This is a genomic window from Roseateles sp. P5_E11 (assembly GCF_054049355.1).
Genome location: NZ_JBFUMO010000053.1, coordinates 1 through 19,975 on the forward strand (window position 1 = coordinate 1; position 19,975 = coordinate 19,975).

Annotated in this window: 11 protein-coding genes; 10 read left to right on the forward strand and 1 reads right to left on the reverse strand. The window is 68.5% G+C overall.

The genetic code is table 11. The features are described from left to right. From ACXJKR_RS06655 to ACXJKR_RS06700, 10 genes are all read left to right on the forward strand, one after another. Nucleotides 1-905: alpha-L-fucosidase (locus tag ACXJKR_RS06655; protein WP_457321758.1), on the forward strand; the 905-nt coding region annotated here is incomplete at its 5' end. 63 nt (nucleotides 906-968) lie between these two features. Continuing rightward, nucleotides 969-2,885 carry a glycoside hydrolase family 97 protein gene (locus ACXJKR_RS06660; RefSeq protein ID WP_457321760.1) on the forward strand — a complete coding sequence of 639 codons (1,917 nt, stop codon included), beginning with the start codon at nucleotides 969-971 and terminating at the stop codon, nucleotides 2,883-2,885. A 26-nt stretch (nucleotides 2,886-2,911) separates the two neighbouring features. Next, nucleotides 2,912-3,598: a FadR/GntR family transcriptional regulator gene (locus ACXJKR_RS06665; protein ID WP_457321762.1), complete on the forward strand. Its 687-nt coding sequence runs from the start codon at nucleotides 2,912-2,914 to the stop codon at nucleotides 3,596-3,598. Between the two features lie 323 nt (nucleotides 3,599-3,921). Then, complete coding sequence (locus ACXJKR_RS06670) at nucleotides 3,922-6,078, forward strand: VPS10 domain-containing protein (protein ID WP_457321764.1); 2,157 nt, start codon at nucleotides 3,922-3,924, stop codon at nucleotides 6,076-6,078. 23 nt (nucleotides 6,079-6,101) lie between these two features. Then, the gene (locus tag ACXJKR_RS06675; RefSeq protein ID WP_457321766.1) at nucleotides 6,102-7,700 is read left to right on the forward strand and encodes a GH39 family glycosyl hydrolase; all 1,599 of its coding nucleotides are present in this window, start codon (nucleotides 6,102-6,104) and stop codon (nucleotides 7,698-7,700) included. A 7-nt stretch (nucleotides 7,701-7,707) separates the two neighbouring features. Further along, nucleotides 7,708-10,341 carry a glycoside hydrolase family 3 C-terminal domain-containing protein gene (locus tag ACXJKR_RS06680; protein ID WP_457321768.1) on the forward strand — a complete coding sequence of 878 codons (2,634 nt, stop codon included), beginning with the start codon at nucleotides 7,708-7,710 and terminating at the stop codon, nucleotides 10,339-10,341. Continuing rightward, on the forward strand, nucleotides 10,338-13,268 hold the full coding sequence (locus ACXJKR_RS06685; protein WP_457321770.1) for a TIM-barrel domain-containing protein: 2,931 nt from the start codon (nucleotides 10,338-10,340) through the stop codon (nucleotides 13,266-13,268). The genes ACXJKR_RS06680 and ACXJKR_RS06685 overlap by 4 nt, the downstream gene beginning before the upstream one ends. Nucleotides 13,269-13,282: 14 nt before the next feature. Continuing rightward, a complete protein-coding gene (locus ACXJKR_RS06690; protein WP_457321772.1) occupies nucleotides 13,283-15,367 on the forward strand; it encodes a sialate O-acetylesterase in 2,085 nt (694 codons plus the stop codon). A gap of 40 nt (nucleotides 15,368-15,407) precedes the next feature. Beyond that, nucleotides 15,408-16,616 carry a glycoside hydrolase family 27 protein gene (locus ACXJKR_RS06695; RefSeq protein ID WP_457321774.1) on the forward strand — a complete coding sequence of 403 codons (1,209 nt, stop codon included), beginning with the start codon at nucleotides 15,408-15,410 and terminating at the stop codon, nucleotides 16,614-16,616. Between the two features lie 28 nt (nucleotides 16,617-16,644). Beyond that, nucleotides 16,645-19,233: a glycoside hydrolase family 2 protein gene (locus tag ACXJKR_RS06700; protein ID WP_457321776.1), complete on the forward strand. Its 2,589-nt coding sequence runs from the start codon at nucleotides 16,645-16,647 to the stop codon at nucleotides 19,231-19,233. A 235-nt stretch (nucleotides 19,234-19,468) separates the two neighbouring features. Here the strand turns inward: ACXJKR_RS06700 and ACXJKR_RS06705 are convergent, their stop codons facing one another. Beyond that, nucleotides 19,469-19,906 (reverse strand): hypothetical protein, encoded by a 438-nt coding sequence (locus ACXJKR_RS06705; RefSeq protein WP_457321778.1) that lies wholly within the window; start codon nucleotides 19,904-19,906, stop codon nucleotides 19,469-19,471. Between the last annotated feature and the right edge of the window lie 69 nt (nucleotides 19,907-19,975).

Here is a 19,975-nt window from a genome sequence, read left to right on the forward strand (position 1 = left end):
GCGTCGAGGATTGGCAGCAGAGCCAGACCGCCCACTGGGACGAGAAGCCGCCGCTGCACAACCCGGCCTTCACGCGCAGCTGGTTCCTGCGCTGCCGTGACCTGATCGACAGCTACAAGCCCGACCTGGTCTACATGGACAACACGACGCTGCCGCTSGGCCAGGCCGGCCTGGACATCGCCGCTCATTTCTACAACGCCAGCATGGCCTGGAACGGCGGCAAGCTGGAGGCCGTGCTCAACGCCAAGGTGATGCCCAGCGAATGGCGCGCCGGCCTCGTCGAGGACGTCGAGCGCGGCTTTCGCGAAGGCATCGAGCCCCAGCCCTGGCAGACCGACACCTGCCTGGGCGACTGGCACTACAGCCGCGGCATTTTCGATAACCACCAGTACAAGCCAGCCAGCACGGTCATCCACCGCTTGTGCGACATCGTCTCCAAAAACGGCAACCTGCTGCTGTCGGTGCCGCTGCGCGGCGACGGCACCATCGACGCCGACGAGCAGAAGATCCTCGGCGAGATCGCCACGTGGATGGTGCGCAACGGCGAGGCCATCTACGGCACCCGCCCCTGGCGCATCTACGGCGAAGGCCCTACCAAGGTCAGCGGCGGCATGTTCAGCGAAGGCAGCTCCAAGCCGCTGACGGCCGAGGACATCCGCTTCACGACCAAGGGCGGCGTGCTCTATGCCATCGCGCTGGGCTGGCCCCGTGACGGCCTGCTGCGCATCCCCACCTTGGCCCAGGGCTCGGCACTCGCCCCCGGCGCCATCGAGAACGTGCAGGCTGTGGGCTCGCCCGACAGCCTGAGCTTCACGCGCAACCACCGTTGGCTGGAAGTGAAGCTGCCGCAGGGCCTCGCCGGCTCGCCGGCGGTGGCCATCAGGATCCGCGGCGCAGTGGTCTGAGCAACACAACCGACTGACCTCTTGCATCCCCCGTTTTCGCCTCGCGCGACCTGACGACACCTCATGAAGAAGACCACTCCCATCGCCACCGCCCTGCTCGCGCTGGCCGCAGCTCAGGCCCAATCGGCCGACATCGTCATCACCTCGCCAGGCGGCCTGGTCGCCATCCGCATCGCCGACGACGGCGCCAGCTACAGCGTGGTCCGCCGCGGCGAGACCGTGATCACCCGCTCGGCGCTGGGCCTCGAACTCGAAGGCCAGCCCGCCTTCGGCACGCTGAAGCTCGAATCACGGCAGGACGCGGCGGAAGACCGCGTCATCCCCTTGGTCGCCACCAAGGCCGCGACCGCGCGCGACCACTACCGCAGCGCAACGCTGAGCTTTCGCGAAGCCGGCGGCGGGCGCCGCCGGCTGCTCGTCGATGCGCGTGCGTATGACGACGGCGTCGCCTTCCGCTACCGCATTGAGGGCAGCGCCCCCGTCAAGCTCAAGGGCGAGCAGACCACCTTCGTGCCGGCCGGCGATCCGTCCTGCCTGCTGACCCCGGTCGACGGCGGCCACGAAGCGCAGTTCGAACGCCAGCGCATCTCGCAACTGAAGTCCGACGCGGTCTTCGACATGCCGGTGGTCTGCGCCACACCGTCGGGCCGCACCCACTACGCCATCACGCAGGCCCACCTGCAGGGCTACACCGGCGCCTCGTTCCGCCGCGAAGGCGAGGCGTTGCGCCTGCAGCTGTCCGGCGTTCCGGGCCGCCAGGGCCCCGCCTTCGTCTCGACGGGCGGGCTGACGACGGCCTGGCGCGCAGTCATGATGGCCGACCGCGCCGGCGACCTGATCCCGTCGCACCTGGTCGGCAACCTCAACCCGGCACCGACCGGCGACTTCAGCTGGGTCAAGCCCGGCAAGACGACCTGGGACTGGTGGTCCGGCCCGCTGGAGGGTGTCAAGCCCGATCTGGCCGCCTACAAGCGCTTCATCGACTTCGCCGCCGAGTCCGGCTTCCCCTACCACCTGATCGATGCCGGCTGGTCCTTCGGTGCCGGCCCCTGCTGCGACCCGCTGCCGACGACCGACATCGCCAGCGCCGCCGACGGCATCGACATGCCGGCCCTGGTTCGCTACGCGGCCGACAAGGGCGTGGGCCTGATGCTGTGGGTGCATTGGGAGCACCTGGCGCCGCGCATGGACGAGGTGCTCGACACCTACGCGCGCTGGGGCATCAAGGGTATCAAGGTCGACTTCATGAACCGCGACGACCAGGACATCGTCAAGTTCTACGAGCGTGTGGCTGAGGCAACGGCCAAGCGCCAGATGTTGCTGGACATGCACGGCGCCTACGTCCCCGCCGGCCTGCAGCGCACCTACCCCAACTACATCACCCAGGAAGGCGTGCTGGGCRCCGAGTGGAACAAGATGGACAAGCGCGTCACGCCGCGGCACAACCTGATGCTGCCCTACACGCGCATGCTGACGGGGCCGATGGACTACACGCCCGGCGGCTTCCGCAACGCGACGCCGACCACCTACGAGATTCGCGCCGTCATGCCGCTGACCCAGACGACGCGCGGCCAGGCGCTGGCCATGTACGTCGTCTACGACAGCCCGCTGCAGATGGTCTCCGACGACCCCTCCAGCTACCGCGGCGAGGCCGGCTTCGAATTCATCAAGCGCGTGCCTACCGCCTGGGACGAAACTCGCTTCATCTCCGGCGAACCCGGCGAGGACATCGTGCTGGCGCGCCGCCACGGCAAGACCTGGTACCTCGGCGCGATGACCGGCGACCAGGCCCGCACGCAAAAGGTGTCGCTCCGCTTCCTGCCCCCTGGGAATTGGAAGGCCATGGTCTGGCAGGACGGCGAAGAGGTCCGCGAAGTGCGCCGCACGCAGCGCGTGGTGACGAGCAAAGACGTGCTCAGCCTGGCGCTGGCTGCGGCCGGCGGCGCTGCCGTGGTTCTGGAGCCGACGCCTTTGCGGTGACCCGCGGAGACGCACTCACCCTAGCCATGCCGCACCTTCATCAAAGCGCCGTCCCTCGCCAATACCGTCTGGTCGCGGCGCAAATCCGCGCCTTGATCGACGTGGATCGAATCAGAACCGGGACGAAGCTGCCACCCGAGCGGGAGATGGCTCAGCAGTTTGGCGTCTCCCGCCAAGTCGTACGGGAAGCGCTGAGAAGCCTGGAATTTGAGGGTCAAGTCGAGATCCGTGGCCGTTCGGGTGCATATGTCTCTGGGGCACACAAGACAAACGCCGCTCAACCGCTTCTCGACCGGTCTCCTGCCGAACTTATCCAAGCACGCGTTGTGTTGGAGCGCGCCATCATCACGCTCGCGGCGACCCGTGTCAGTCAGCCCAGCCTGCAGCGCGTCGGCGCCGCGTTACAGGCGATGCGCGAGGATCTAAATCGCGGACTTTGCCCCGTTGCGGCAGACCGGCAATTCCATCTGAGCATTGCCGAGATGGGCGGCTGCGAAGCCCTCATCGGTGTCGTGGCGACGCTGTTCGACAGCTTTCACAGCGCGATCCCACCGCAGCGCGTTGGCGATGACGCCATGAACGGCTGGCGAGCGGCCCTGGTTGAACACGAGGTGATCTTTCAGGCTCTTAAAGCACGCGATCCCATCACCGCCGACGCTGCACTTTGCAGCCATCTGCTCRCCGCCCGCAACCGCTCAACAAGCAACGCCTAGAAATCAGGCTGCCCTCCATCTGGGCCAAGGGCGTTTCCACGACTCATTGCGACTACACGAAGAGTTCTTAAGCGCCAGCCCTCGACGCCGCGAGCTCCGTGAACTGAAAACCGGTTTTCCCGATGAAATACAGCAAACAACTCACCGTTCTTTCCATCGTCGCCTCGACGCTGGTGGCAGGCTGCGGCGGCGGCGGAGGTGACACGCCGGCACCCGCTCCCGCCCCAGCGCCAGCGCCAGCGCCAGCGCCAGCGCCAGCGCCAGCCCCAGCCCCAGCCCCAGCCCCAGCTCCCGCACCGGCGCCGGCCACTGCCTGGACGAGCGTGAAGTTCGGCGGCGGTGGGTACGTCACCGGCCTGGTCTTCCACCCGACCACCGCCAACCTGCTGTACGCCCGCACCGACATCGGCGGCGCCTACCGTTGGAACCCGGCCGCGTCATCCTGGACACCGATCACCGACGGGCTGGGTTTCGGCGCAGCCGAGAGCCGCTACCACGGCATCGAGAGCATCGCCGTCGACCCGAACGACGACCAGCTCGTCTACATGGCCACCGGCATGTACACGTTCGAAGGCAATGGGCGGCTCTACATCTCCAGCGACCGAGGCGACCACTGGACTCACGTCGACCTGCCGTTCGCCCTGGGCGGCAACAACCCCGGCCGCGCCCTTGGCGAGCGCCTGGTGGTCGACCCCAACAAGCCCTCGACGCTGTTCTTCGGCTCTCGCCAGGCCGGCTTGTGGAAGAGCACCAACTCGGGCCGCAACTGGGCCCAGGTGGCGTCGCTGTCGTCCGTCACGATGACGGCGGACCAGGTCAAGGCCGCGAGCGGCAGCGGGATGGGCATCGGGGTCGTGGTCTACGACACCGGCACCAAGGGCAGCGGCACGGCCACGCAGACCGTCTATGCCGCCATCGCGCCCGACTACGTCAACGCGGCCGGCCTGACCTCCAGCCTGTACGGGTCCACCGACGGCGGCGCCTCGTGGAAGCCGGTGGCCACCCCGGTCTCGGGCATGCAGATTCCCCACATGGTGCGTGCCGCCGACGGCATGTTCTACGTCGTCTTCACCAAGGACGCCGGGCCGGGCGCGGGCGGCCCCGGTCGCCTCTACAAGTTCGATGGCACGACCTGGACCCTGCTGAAGAGCGTCGACCCGGCCGGCGGCACGAACTTTGGCCTCGGCGGCGTGTCCGTGCACGGCAGCGGCGCGAACACCCGCATCGCGCTGGGCGTGACCAACTCCTGGGGCAACTGGAACGGCCAACAGATCGTTCAACTGTCCGACGACGCGGGCAAGACCTGGCGCGAGATCGAGGCGCAGACACCTGGCGAGGTTGCGTCCGGCTGGGTCGACGACGTCGAGATCGACCCAGCCGACCGCGATCACATCCTGCACGTCCACGGCGGCGGCGTCATCGAAACGAAGAACGCTTCCTCGGCCACACCGACCTGGAAGGGCGCGGTCGAGGGCATCGAGGAGACTGCGGTCCTCGGCATCGTCACACCCCCGGCCGGCGCGTCCTACGTGCTGGTCAACAGCTCGGGCGACGTCGGCGCCTGGGTCCACACGGACCTCTCCAAGGCGCCGACGCTGAATCCCGGCACCGGCTGGAGCAACGGCAACGCCGCCGACGTGGCATGGTCCGATCCGAACTACATCGCCGGCGTCGGCGTCGTCAACTCGACCGGCGCCGGCACCGGCTACTGGTCGGGCGATGGCGGCAAGACCTGGGCGAAGTTCGCCACCATCCCCGCCGGCGCGGCGACCAACACGAGCGGCGAATCGAGCATCGCCGTCACCGCGCGTAGCCAGGCGGTCTGGGCGCCTTCGAACTCGGTGCCGTACTACACCGCCGACAACGGCGCGAGCTGGACGGCGACCAACCTGCCGGCGCTGCCCAGCGTCGCGCCGGGCTGGAACCGCGGCTATCGACTGGCGGCGGACCGCAAGAACCCGAACAAGGTCTATGCCTACGATTCGGGCGGCGCATCATGGGGTACGGCGGGCAAGATCTACGTCTCGACCGATGGCGGCCACAGCTTCACGTTGAGCCCCGGCTCGGCGGCGGCCACCCTGGCCCCCAACTCGTTCTGGAGCACGTCGATCGCGGTCAACCCCAACGTCGAGGGCGACGTCTGGCTGACTGACGGCAACGCCGTCTACCACTCTGTGGATTCGGGTGTGACCTGGACCAGGCTCAGCGGCTTCGCGTCGAGCAACGGCACGTCGGGCGCCAGTGTCATCGCGCTGGGCAAGGCGAAGGCCGGCGCCGCGTACTCGGCGGCGATCTATGTGGTGGGCACGATCGACGGCATGTGGGGCGTGTACCGCTCCGACGACGGCGGCACCACCTGGTCGCGCTTCAACGACGACGCCCACCAATTCGGCGGCATCGGCGTGATGGCGGCTGATCAAGGCACCTACGGCCGGATCTACGTCAGCGGCACCGGCCGCGGGCTGCTCTACAGCAACTGATTACTCAAGAACAGATTCCACCCATGACGAACTCTCTGCTTCCCCTGCCGCGCTGCGTCCTGCTTCCGCTCTCGGCGGCGCTGTTGACCCTGGGCCTGTGCGCCGTGGTCCATGCCGCACCGCCCGCGGCGCGCGAGGTCACGCTCGACCGCGCCGCGGCGAACAAGCCCGTGGACCGTTTCTTCGACCTCGCCGTCGGCGCCGACTTTCCCGGCACCACCGGCCGGCCGGAGAACCTGGCGCAGCTCAAGACCGCGGTCGACGAGCTGGGCTTTCGCTACCTGCGCTTTCACGACATCTTTCACGACACCTACGGTACGGTGAAGAAAGACGGCGACAAGCTCGTCTTCGACTGGACCGCCATCGACAAGCTCTACGACGCCATGCTGGCGCGTGGCATCAAGCCCTTCATCGAGCTCGGCTTCACGCCGGGCGTCATGAAGACCTCGCCGCTGACCATCTTCCACTGGAAGGGCAACACCTCGCACCCACAGCCCGGCCCGTGGATGGAGATGATCGACGCCTTCGTCCGCCACCTGATCCAGCGCTACRGCATTGAGGAAGTGCGCCAGTGGCCCTTCGAAGTCTGGAACGAGCCCAACCTCGACGGCTTCTGGGAGCGGGCCGACCAGAAGGCCTACTTCGAGCTGTATGCCAACACCGCGCGCACGATCAAGAAGATCGACCCCACGCTGAAGGTCGGCGGGCCGTCCACCGCCGGGGCGGCCTGGGTGCCCGAGTTCCTGGCCTATGCGAAGGCCAACGACGTGGCGGTGGACTTCGTCACCACCCACAGCTACGGCGTAACCGAGGGCTTCCTTGACGAGTTCGGCAAGTCSGACCGCATCCTGGCGACCGACCCCRACKCCATCGTCGGCGACGTGCGCCGCAAYCGSMARGAGATCGARGCGTCRCCCTTCCCCGGCATYCCGCTGTACMTCACCGAGTGGAGCACCAGCTACAACCCGYRCGACAAGGTGCAYGACAGCTATGTCAGCGCGCCCTGGATCCTGACCAAGCTGCGCGCCACGCGCGGCTATGCGCAGGCCATGAGCTACTGGGTCTACAGCGACCTCTTCGAGGAACCAGGCCCGCCGGACGCCCCCTTCCACGGCGGCTTCGGGCTGATGACGCGCGACGGCGTGCGCAAGCCGACCTGGTTCGCCTACAAATACCTCAACGCGCTGCGCGGCAACGAAATTCCGACCACCGACGACAAGGTGCTGGCCGCCGCCGATGGCGACAAGACCGCCGTCCTCGCCTGGGACTGGCAGCACCCGGACCAGGGGCAGAACAGCAACGGCACCTTCTTTGGCAAGCCCGTGCCCAACGTCCCGGCGCAGCCGGTCAAGCTGTCGCTGCGCAACCTCAAGCCGGGCAGCTACCAGCTGGCCCTGCACCGCACCGGCCACAAGACCAATGACGCCTACACCGCCTACCTGGAGATGGGTGCGCCCAAGGACCTGAGCGCCGAACAGCTGGCCAAGCTGCAGTCGCTGACGCAAGACAAGCCCGAGGTCAAGCGCACGGTCAAGGTCGGCAAGGACGGCCTGTTCAAGTTCACGGTGCCCATGCGCAGCAACGACATCACGCTGCTGACGCTGCAGCCGGTGAAGCGATGACCGACCGATGCAGTACCGTCTGATCGGGGCCACCGCGCTTGCCTGCCTGCTGGCCACCGCCGCGGCGGCCAGCCCTTCGATGCAGCAGGCCAAGGCCCTCGTGGCGCAGATGACGCTGGCCGAGAAGGCCAGCCAACTGCAGCACGAGTCGCCGGCCATCCCGCGCCTGCAGATCCCCGCCTACAACTGGTGGAGCGAGGGTCTGCACGGCGTGGCGCGGGCCGACATCGCCACCGTGTTTCCGCAGGCCATTGGTCTGGCGGCGACGTGGGACACGCCGCTGGTGCAGCGCGTGGCCGACGTCGTCAGCACCGAGTTCCGTGCCAAGTACCTGAACACCGTCAAGCCCGACGGATCGTCGGACATCTACCGCGGCCTGACCGTGTGGTCGCCCAACGTCAACATCTTCCGTGACCCGCGCTGGGGCCGCGGCCAGGAGACCTTTGGCGAAGACCCGCTGCTGACCTCGCTCATGGGCGTGTCCTTCATCCGCGGCCTGCAGGGACCGGATTCGAAGCAGCTGAAGGTGTCAGCCGCAGTCAAGCACCTCGCCGTGCACAGCGGCCCCGAGGCCGACCGCCACAAGGAGGACGTGCACGTGTCGCCGCGCGACCTCGTGGACACCTACCTGCCGGCCTTCCACGCGGCCGTCACCGACGGCCGGGCCGAGTCGGTCATGTGCGCCTACAACGCGGTGGACGGCGTGCCCGCCTGCGCCAACCAGCCGCTGCTGCAGCACTACCTGCGCGACCAGTGGAAGTTCCAGGGGCATGTGGTGTCCGACTGCGGCGCCGTGGCGGACATCCACATGGACTGGGCACACAAGCATGTGAAGACGCCCGAGGAGGCCGTGGCCCTGGCCGTGCGCGCCGGCACCGACCTGATCTGCGATTTCGGCAGCAACCCGACCGCCCAGCCCGCCACCACCGTGGCCGCCGTGCAGAAGGGCCTGCTCAGCGAAGCCGAACTGGACCGCGCTCTGCACCGGCTGTTCGACGTGCGCCTGCGCCTGGGCTTGATCCCTCCCCAAAGGACCTTCACCGAAATCAAGGCAACCGACTTCGACACGCCCGCCCACCGCGCATTGAACCTGGAGGCCGCGCGCCGCTCGCTGGTGCTGCTGAAGAACGACGGCCTGCTGCCGCTGAAGCAGGCGCCCAGGCGCATCGCCGTCATCGGCCCGAATGCCGACAGCGTGGATGCGCTGGTGGGCAACTACAACGGCACGCCGTCCAAGCCCATCACGCTGCTGGCCGGCCTGAAGGCGCGCTACCCGCAAGCGCAAATCGACTTCGTCGAAGGCACGGGCTGGGTCGCACCGCCGCTGGAAGACCTGCCCGCGCCCAGCCTCTGCGCCGACGCCGCCTGCACCCGCACCGGCCTGAAGTTCGAGCGCTTCGGCAACCTCAAGCTCGAAGGCGAGGCCACGTCGTCGGAGACGGCAGCGCAGGCCCAGTTCAAGTGGGGCTGGCCGGAGCGCTACGACCGCAAGGAGTCGGCCCGCTGGAGCGGCTTCGTGCGCGCCGGCGAGAGCGGCGAGCATGTCCTGCGCCTCAAGAGCAACCATGGCTATCGCATCTGGATCGACGGCGAGCTGGTGGTGGACCTGTGGGACATCGCCTGGCCGACGAGCAAACGCGGCGTGACGCTGAAGGCCGGCCAGACCTATGCATTGCGCGTCGAGGCGCAGCAGATCGGCTGGGAGGGCGAGCAGCGCCTGCAATGGAGCCGCCCCGGCGCAAATGACGAGGCCGCGCTGGCTGCCGCGCGCGCGGCCGACCTGGTCGTCTTCGCCAGCGGCCTGACCTGGGAACTGGAAGGCGAGGAGATGACGGTGCTGGCCCCGGGCTTTGCCGGCGGCGACCGCACCCGCATAGCCCTGCCCGCGCCGCAGCTCGCGCTGCTGGAGCGCCTGGCCACGCTGGGCCGCCCGTTGGTGGTGGTGAACTTCAGCGGCAGTCCGATGGCCTTTGGCGACGTGCTGCAGAAGCTGCCCGCCCTCGTGCAGGCCTGGTACCCCGGCGGCGAAGGCGGCCAGGCCGTGGCCGAGCTGCTGGCCGGCGACTTCAGCCCCTCGGGCCGGCTGCCGCTCACCTTCTACCGCTCGGCCGAGCAGCTGCCGCCCTTCAAGGACTACGGCATGCAAGGCCGCACCTACCGCTGGTTCAAGGGCGAGGCCGAGTTCCCGTTCGGCCACGGCCTCGGCTATGCGCGCTTTGCCTATGCCCAGCCGCGGCTGGCCCGCAGCCGCGTCACCGCGGGGCAAGGCGCGACGCTGTCCGTATTGCTGAAGAACGAGAGCGCCCGCGAGGCGGCCGAGATCGTGCAGGTGTATGCCACCCGGCCCGGTGAGGCAGCGCCGCAGCGAACGCTGGTGGCCTTCAAGCGCGTCGTGCTGCGTGGCGGCGATTCGCGCCGCATCCGCTTCGATCTAGAGGCCCACGCACTGAGCGTGGTGCAGGCCGACGGCCGCCGCGTCGTGCCGGCCGGCCCTGCCGAACTGTGGATCGGCGGCGGCCAGCCGCTGAAGACCGTGACCGGCGTGCGCGCCGCCGGCCAGATGAGCAAGCTGCAAGTGACCGGCCGCAAGGAATTGCCGGCGTTCGGTCCGATCATGAAGACTATGGAGACTCGTGAATGAAACGTCGTGACCTCGTCGGCCTGATGGCCTGCGTTCCTGCCGGCGCCGCGCTGGCGGCCCCCAAGGCCAGCACACAGGCCTCGGCGCTGGACGCCGCCGGCCAACTGCGCGCCCTGCCGCTGGCCGGCCCGGCCGGTGGCTTTGCCTGGCAACGCGTGGCCGAAGGCCTGCAGTTCCGCGTGGGCGGGCTGACCAAGAGCGTGCTGTTCTACGGCCCGGGCCTGGTGCGCGTGGCCGCCCACCTGGGCCAGGCGCACACGGTGCAGCCCAGCCTCGTCGTCGTGGTCCGTCCGCAGTCCGTGCCCTTCGACGTGCAGGAGGCCGCCGACCAGCTCACGCTAGCCGGCGCCGGCCTGCGCGTGACGGTGAACAAGCGCAGCGGCGCGCTGGCCTTCTTCGCCGCCGACGGCCGGCTGCTGACACGTGAGCGCGCCACGTCGCCCACCGAGCTCAAGCAAGTCGAGATCGCCGGCAACCCCAGCTACACGCTGACGCAGACCTTCACGCTGACGCCCGACGAGTCCCTCTACGGCCTGGGCCAGTACGACGAGCCCTACATGGACTACCGCGGCCGCGACGTGCTGATGGTGCAGACCAACATCGGCATCGTCGTGCCCTTCCTCGTGTCCACGCGGCGCTGGGGCCTGCTGCTGGACGTCTATTCCAAGATGACGTTCCGCGACCGGCCCGAGGGCATGAGCTTCACGGCCGAGAGCGCGCCCGCAGGTGCCGACTACTACCTGACCGCTGGCCCCGACATGGACGCCGTCATCCGCGGCTACCGCCACCTGACCGGTGCCGCGCCGATGTTCCCCAAGGCCGCCCTGGGGCTGTTCATGAGCAAGGAGCGCTACCAGACCCAGCAGCAGCTGCTCGACGTGGTGCGGCGCTTCCGTGCCGACCATTTCCCCATCGACTACATCGTGCAGGACTGGCAGTACTGGGGCGGCGTGAAGGACGGCGTGTGGGACGGCAAGTGGAGCGGCATGGTCTGGGACGCCGAGCGCTTTCCCAACCCCGCCGCGCTGACGCTCGAACTGCACGACAAGCTGCACGTCAAGCTGATGGCCTCGATCTGGCCCAGCATCGGAAACGACACGGCACTGGCCCGCGAGCTGGACGCCAAGAAGCTGCGCTTCGAGCCCCTGCACTGGGTCTCCAAGAAGGCCCGCATCTACGACGCCTACAGCGCCGAAGCCCGCCGCATCTACTACAAGCACGCCAAGAAGGGCCTGCTGGACGTGGGCGTGGACGCGCTGTGGATGGACGGCACCGAGGTCGAGGTGGGCGGCGCGGTGCACAACCCGAGCGAAGTCGAGGCCGACATCAAGGGCCTGGGGCGCAACGCCATGGGCGACTTCACCCGCTACCTCAACCCCTACAGCCTGGTCACCACCCAGGGCGTGTACGAGGGCCAGCGCGCCGCAGGCCCCACTGGCAAGCGCGTGCTCACGCTGACCCGCTCGGCCTGGGCCGGCCAGCAGCGCTATGCGGCGCTGCCCTGGTCGGGCGACACAACGGCCTCGTGGGCCGCGCTGCGCCAGCAGATCGCCGGCGGCCTCAACGTGGCCATGGCCGGCCTGCCCTACTGGAGCCAGGACACCGGCGGCTTCTTCGTCACCTACCCGGAAGGCGAGCGCAACCCGACCTGGCGCGAGCTCTACGCGCGCTGGAATCAGTTCGCCATCTTCAACCCCATCTACCGCATCCACGGCGCCGACGTGGCCCGCGAGCCCTACCTGTACAAGGCCATGGACCCGCCCGTCTACGCCTCGCTGCGGCGCGCCGTCGAGCTGCGCATGCAGCTGCTGCCCTAMCTGTACAGCCTGGCCTGGCGCAGCACGCACGACGGCTACACGATGATGCGTGGCCTGGCGATGGACTTCCCCGACCAGCGGGCGCTGCGCAAGGTGGACGACACCTACATGTTCGGCCCGGCCTTCCTGGTGCAGCCCATCACGCGGGCCATGTTCCGCCCGGTGCAGCCGCCGGCCGCCACGGTGCCGCTGACCCAGGTTCGCACGCCCGACGGCCAGCGCGGCCTCGCGCTCGAGTACTTCGAGGGCGTCAACTTTGACAAGCCCGCCAGCCGCACCATCGACACGGTGATCGCCCACCACTGGCCCGGCCCGCCGCTGGCCAATGTGCCGGAGGGCCTGTCCAGCCTGAATAACTTCTCGGCGCGCTGGACGGGCGAGCTCATCGCCGCCGAGGACGGCGAGCACGAGATCGGTGTCGAGGGTGACGACGGCTTCCGCCTTTGGCTGGACGGCCAGCTCGTCGTTGACGACTGGGCCGTGGGCGGCGCGCGCTTCAAGGGCCACCGCGTCACGCTGCACCAGGGCCAGGTGCTCAAGCTGCGCATCGACTACTACCAGGCCACCGGTGGCCGCGTCATGCGCCTGGCCTGGCATACGCCCAGCCAGATGCGCGTCCACGCCGAGCAGGCCAAGCACATGGACCAGCGCCAGGCCACGCTGCTGCCCGCCGGAAGTGACTGGTACGACTTCTGGACCGGCCAGCGCCACGCCGGTGGCGGCAGCGCCGAACGCAACTACGCGCTGGACGAGTTCCCGCTGTTCGTGCGCGTTGGCGCTATCGTGCCGCTGGGCCCGGTCGTCGAGCACGTAGGCCAGCATCCAGAGGCACCGTGGGAGATCCGCATCTACCCCGGCGCCGACGGCAGCTTCACCCTCTACGAGGACGATGGCGAGACCTACCGCTACGAGCGCGGCGAGCGCGCCACCACCGAGCTGCGCTGGAACGACGCCCACCGCACGCTGCACATCGGCGCGCGCCAGGGCCGCTTCCCCGGCCTGGTGGCACGGCGCCAGCTGCGCGTGCGCCTGATGGCCGCGCCGGGCCAGCCCGAGCAGACCCGCAGCGCCAATTACCAAGGCCGTGCCCTCACCTTGAATTTCGCCTGATTGAAAGCCTACCGATGAAGAAGACCACCCTATCTCTGTCCCTGCTGCTGTCGCTGCTGGCCGCCACAGCCCATGCCGAAGTGCGCCTGTCCGGAGTGTTTGGCGACCACATGGTGCTGCAGCGTGACCGGCCCCTGCGCGTGTGGGGCCAGGCCACGCCCGGCAAGACACTGACCGTCGAATTCGCGGGCCGCCAGGCAACCACCCGCGTCGGCGCCGATGGCCGTTGGCGCGTGCAGATGCCGCCTCTGCCGGCCGGCGGCCCACACCGCCTGTTCGTCAAGGGCGATGGGACCGCAGCGCTGAACGACGTGCTGGTCGGCGATGTCTGGCTGCTCGGCGGCCAGTCCAACATGGAATGGCCACTGGCACTCACCGACACCGGTGCGCAGGAAGTGGCCTCGCCGCAGAACGCCCAGCTGCGCCAGCTGCGCGTGCCGCTGCGTGCCAGCGTGCGGCCCGAGGCCGAGATCGCCCCGGCATCCTGGGTCGTGGCCGAGTCAGGCCGGGTGGGGGATTTCAGTGCGGTCGGCTATCACTTCGCGCGCCAGATGCAAGCCGTGCAGGGCGTGCCTATCGGCCTGATTCATTCCGCCTGGGGCGGTTCCATGCTGGAAACCTGGATGAGCCGCGAGGCCGCCCTGCGCGACCCCGACCTCGCACCCGCCGTGCGGGCTCTGCCGGCCGACAACGCCAATTTCAGTGCCGCGCTGGGCCAGCGCGTGCTTCCCCGCATTGCCACGTGGCAGAAGGGGCTGCCGCTGGCGAGCGCGGGCACTCCGGGCGGGCCCGCCGCGAGCGACAAAGGCAGCGACCAGCCGACGCTGCGGCCCCCAGGTTTGTGGGAAGCCGAGCCGCGAGGCGCGGCCTGGCAGAAGGGACTGCCGCTGGAGGGCGTGGACGCCTCGGGCTGGTCCGCCGCCGGCGATATCGACACCAGCTGGCCCACGCTGCAGGCGCCCGGCAACTGGGAAAACCAGGGCCTGGAAGACGTGGACGGCATCGTCTGGATGCGCAAGCGCATCGAGCTCAAGCCCGCCCAGGCCGCCGGTGCTGCTGAGCTGCACCTAGCCAAGGTCGACGACTGCGACGAAGTGTGGGTCAATGGTCAGAAGATCGGTGGGCAGTGCGGCTGGGAGCAGCCTCGCCGCTACGCCGTGCCCGCGGGCCTGCTGCGCGCCGGCAGCAACTGGATCGCCGTGCGCGTAACCGACACTGGTGGCAACGGCGGCATCAATGGCGATGCTCCGGACCTGCGCCTGGACACGGCGGCCGGCCCGGTGTCGCTCGTGGGTACCTGGCGTGCACGCGTCGAAAAACTCGTGGCCGCACCTGGCCCGGTGGCCAACAACGCCCCGACCCTCGGCCATAACGGCCTCATCGCCCCGCTGCAAGGCCTGTCGGTGCGCGGCGTGCTCTGGTATCAGGGCGAGGAAAACGCCGGGCGCGCGGCGGCCTATGCCGACGGCTTCAAGCGCCTGATCCAGGACTGGCGCGGCCAGTTCGCCGACCCCAAGCTGCCCTTCTTCTTCGTGCAGCTGGCGTCCTGGCTGCCCATGGCCGACAACCGGCCCGACGGCAATGGCTGGGCTGAACTCCGCGCCAGCCAGGCCGCGGCGCTGGCCCTGCCCCACACCGGCATGGCCACGGCCATCGACATCGGCAACACGGTCGACATCCACCCGCGTAACAAACGCACCGTGGGCCAGCGGCTGGCGGCTCTGGCGATGCACGAGCTGGGCCTGCGCTCCGCGCCGGCCACCGGCCCGCGGCTGACCGGCCAGACGGCCAGGGGCAGCGAGTTCGAGCTGAGCTTTGACACGACCGCGGGCGGCCTGCGCACCGCCCGCAGCGGCGAAACCGTGCGCGGCTTCTACGTTGCCGGCGCGGACCGCCGCTGGCAGCCGGCCGAAGCACGGCTCGACGGCGACCGCATCGTGCTGCGCAGCGCCGCCGTGCCGGTACCCGTCGCTGCGCGCTATGCCTGGGTCAACAACGCCAGCGAAGCCAACGTGGTCGGCGGCGACGGCCTGCCCCTGCCGCCGCTGCGCACCGACGGCTGGCCGCTCGAATCGGCCGGCCGCCGCTACGGCCACTGAGCCCACCAGCCTTCCCATCAGACATCCAGAGGACCTCTCCATGCACCCCTTGATCCAACGCGTCGCACATACGCTGGCCTTGTTCTGCCTCGTCGCCGCTGTGCCCGCCCACGCCCACGAAACCTTGAAGCTCGACGCGCCAAAACCCAACCTCGCGCCCACGCCGCCGATGGGCTGGAACTCGTGGAACAAGTTCGCCTGCAACGTGTCGGAGCAATTGATCCGCCAGCAGGCCGACGCGATGGCTGCATCCGGCATGAAGGACGCGGGCTACCAGTACATCGTCATCGACGACTGCTGGCAGAAGAGCCGGGACGCCGACGGCAACATTCAGGCCGACCCCGAGCGCTTCCCTTCAGGCATCAAGGCGCTGGCCGACTATGTGCACAGCAAAGGGCTGAAGTTCGGCCTCTATTCCGATGCCGGCTCGCTGACCTGCGGCGGCCGCCCGGGCAGCGCCGGCCACGAATWCCAGGACGCACGCCAGTACGCCAGGTGGGGTGTCGACTACCTGAAGTACGACTGGTGCCACACCGGCAGCCGCAACGCCGAGGCGGCATACACCATCATGGCCAAGGCGCTGCGCGAGTCTGGCCGTGACATCGTGTTGTCCATCTGCGAATGGGGCACCGACCACCCCGAGCGCTGGGGCCCGACGGTGGGCCACCTGTGGCGCACCACCGGCGACATCTACGACGCCTGGGAAGGCGAGAAGGACTGGTCGCACGGCATGACCACCATCCTCGACATGCAGGTCGAGCGCTCGGCGCACGCCGGTCCCAACGGCTGGAACGACCCCGACATGCTCGAAGTGGGCAACGGTGGCATGACGACCACCGAGTACGAATCTCACTTCTCGCTATGGGCCATGCTGGCCGCGCCGCTGATCGCCGGCAACGACCTCTCGAAGATGGATGCCGACACCCAGCGCATCCTGACCAACAAGGACGTCATCGCCGTCGACCAGGACCCGCTGGGCAAACAGGGCCGCCGCGTGCTGAAGGAAGGCGAGCTCGAGGTGTGGGTGCGCCCGCTGCAGGGCGGCGAGTTCGCGGCCGTGCTGTTCAACCGCGGCAAGACGCCCGCAGACATGAAGCTGAAGTGGGACCGCCTGGGCCTGCCCGCCGACCAGAAAGCCGACGTGAAAGACCTGTGGAGCAAGAAGGTCACCAAGGGCGTCAGCGGAAGCCACGGCGGCAAGGTTGCGCCGCACGGCGTGCTCATGCTGCGCTTCACGCCGCAGCGTTGATCGTGAAGCCCGGGCCAAGGACGTCGACATGCACCGGCTCTTTCATCTCGCGGCGGCCCTGTGCCTGGGCTTACTCACCAGCATCGCCAGCGCGGTCCCCCGTAGTAGCGAACCCATCAACCGTGACTGGATCTTCACGCTCGGCAACCCGGCCGACGCACAGGCGGCTGACCACGACACCTCGCAATGGCGGCGGGCCGACCTGCCGCATTCGTTCTCGGAGCCCTATTTCCTGGGCACCGGCTTCTACGTGGGCCACGGCTGGTACCGAAAGAGCCTCGAAGTGCCGGCCAGCGCGATGGGCAAGCGCATCACGCTGGAGTTCGATGGTGTCTTCCAGGACGCGGTCATCTGGGTCAACGGCCACAAGGCTGGTCATCACGTCGGCGGCTACACCGGCTTCAGCGTCGACATCACGCCGCATGTGAAGGCCGGCCGCAATCTGCTGGCCGTGCATGTCAACAACGAGTGGAACGCCCGCGTCGCGCCGCGCGCTGGCGAGCACGTGTTCTCGGGCGGCATCTACCGCAACGTGCGCCTGGTCGTCACCGCCCCCGTGCACGTGGCCTGGTACGGCACCTTCGTGACGACACCGCAGGTTTCCGACGCGCAGGCCATCGTGCGCGTGCAGACCGAGGTGCACAACGACCGCCCCGCCCCGGCTAAGGTCACGCTGGTGTCCGAAGTGCTGGACGCCGCCGGCCAGCGCGTAGCGCAGCACCACAGCGAGCAGACTGTGCCCGCCGCGGGCAAGCTGGCTTATGACCAGACCCTGCCCGCCTTCGCACGGCCGAAGCTGTGGTCGCCCGATCACCCCTACCTCTACAAGATGGTGAGCCGCCTTTTCGTGAACGGCCAGGCAGTCGACCGCTTCGAGACGCCTTTCGGCATCCGCACGGTCAAGTTCACCGCCGACAAGGGCTTCTTCATGAACGGCAAGCACTTTTACATGATCGGCGCCAACGTCCACCAGGACCAGGCCGGCTGGGGCGACGGCGTGACCGACGGTGCCACGCGGCGCGACGTGAAGATGGTCAGGGATGCCGGCTTTAACTTCATCCGAGGCTCGCACTATCCGCATTCGCCGGCCTTCTCGAAGGCGACCGACGAACTGGGCATGCTGCTCTGGTCCGAGGCGCCGTTCTGGGGCATCGGCGGCTTCGGCGCCGACGGCAGCTGGCTGTCCAGCGCCTACCCGCCCGACCCGGCGGACCGCCCCGAGTTCGAGGCCAGCGTGCTGCAGCAGGCCGCGGAGATGATTCGCATCCACCGCAACCACCCGTCCATCATCGTCTGGAGCGCGAGCAACGAGCCCTTCTTCACGGCGAGCGACGCGATGGCCCCCATGCGCGACTTCCTCAAGCGGCAGGTGGCCTTCATGCGCAGGCAGGACCCGACCCGCCCCATCGCCATCGGCGGCGCGCAGCGCGGCGACATCGACAAGCTGGGCGACGTGGCCGGCTACAACGGCGACGGCGCCACGCTGTTCATGAACCCCGGCATCGCCTCCGTCGTGTCCGAATACGGCTCGACGATGGTGGACCGTCCTGGTGCTTTCGATCCCGGCTTCGGCCTGATGCCCGAGACGCCCGACCAGAAAGCGAACCCCAGGCCCTTCTCGTGGCGCTACCCCTGGCGATCGGGCGAGGCCCTGTGGTGCGCCTTCGACCATGGCTCCATCGCCTCCGTCGAGTTCGGCTCCATGGGCTTCGTCGACTACTTCCGCCTGCCCAAGCGCCAGTACCACTGGTACCGCACGCACTACCGGGACGTACCGGAACCCGTCTGGCCGGTGGCCGGCAAGCCGGCGCATCTGCAGCTGAAGGCACACCAGACCGTCATCAAGGGTACCCAGGGTCTGGACGACGCGCACGTGGTCGTCAGCGTGCACGACGAGACCGGCGGGGCTTTGAGCAATTCGCCGGACGTGACGCTGACCATCGTTAGCGGCCCCGGCAAGTTCCCCACGGGCCGCAGCATCGCCTTCAGCAACAAGTCGCTGGTGGCCATTCGCGACGGCCAAGCGGCGATCACCTTCCGCTCCTACTTCGCCGGGGAGACCGTCATCGAGGCCACGTCGCCCGGGCTAAAGCCCGCGCGCCTGACGATCAAGACGACCGGGCCAGACCGCTTCGTGACGGGCGTCTCGCCGCTGGCAACCGACCAGCCGGTCATCGTCTACGCGCCGATCTCCCGCAAGGCGCTGCCCGGCGACCCGATCAACGTGACCACCAGCCGTCCCACTGCCACCAGCGGTTCCGCGGCGGGCCACGAAGCGCCGCTGGCCAACGACGGCGACCCGGGCACTTTCTGGCGAGCCAACACCAGCAATGGCGAGGCCTTTTGGGTGGGCCATCTGGAGAACGTCTATGCGCTGCACTGGCTGTCGGTGCAGATGCCCGACGACAGCAGCCCGCCCTTCGTCGTGGAAATCAGCAACGACCAGAGCCAATGGCGCCAGGTCGCCGACGTCAGGGACAGGCGCAAGAGCCACGAGGTCGCGCTGTTCGACGGCAACCCGACGGCAGCCTTCCTGCGCATCCGCTTCCCCGCCGTCACGCCCGATCACCCGGCGCAACTCAGCGAGGTGCGCGTATTCGCCAAGCCCAAGAACTGAGCGATCTCCGGCGTCCGGGCCTTTGTGCGGGCCGCTTCTCTGAGGGGATCGTTCCCATGGCGAACCTGATGTTCGGACGCGTCGTCCAAGGCCGCGTGTTCTGCGTGAACACGAACGGCGCGCCCGTGGATGTGCCACGGCGTTCTCAGCGGCAAACGCTGGGATGGCAGGGGGCACATCTGCACTTCCGCGTGTCCCTCAATTGCACGGCGCGACGGCGATTGACGAACACGGTTCAAGTATTTTGAGTGGCCAGGCGCTCGACTGCAGGCTTCAGCTCGCGCAACTGCTCGTCGACCTGACGACGCCGTTCTGCCCTAGCTGCAGAAAGCTGCGCCAGGGCGTCCGCCTTCTCCTGCAGCGCTGAGCGGAGTTCGGTCTGCTTGGCCGTCAGGGCCTCTGCAGTGGCAGCCCACTCGCGCTGCAGGTACTGCAGCTGCTGCTCATGCTGGCGGGCCTCTCGGTCGCGCTGCTCTCGAGACGCGTTGCGGAAGTGTTCGAGGGCCTCGCGCGCATCCGAAACCGACGATATTGCTGATTCGGGCCGCAGCGGCCGTCTGCGAACTGTCCAGGTAAATGCAGCTGAAAAGCCCTGCGGGAACTCTAACTTCAAGCAGTACCGGCAGCCCGCACGCCTTCTATGAACAGCGCAGACCGAGATAATGCGTTCCATGAAAAGCGCAATGCCAGTTCCAGAGGCTGTGATTCGACTAGCTAAGCAGCTTGGCCAACGGGTGCGCGT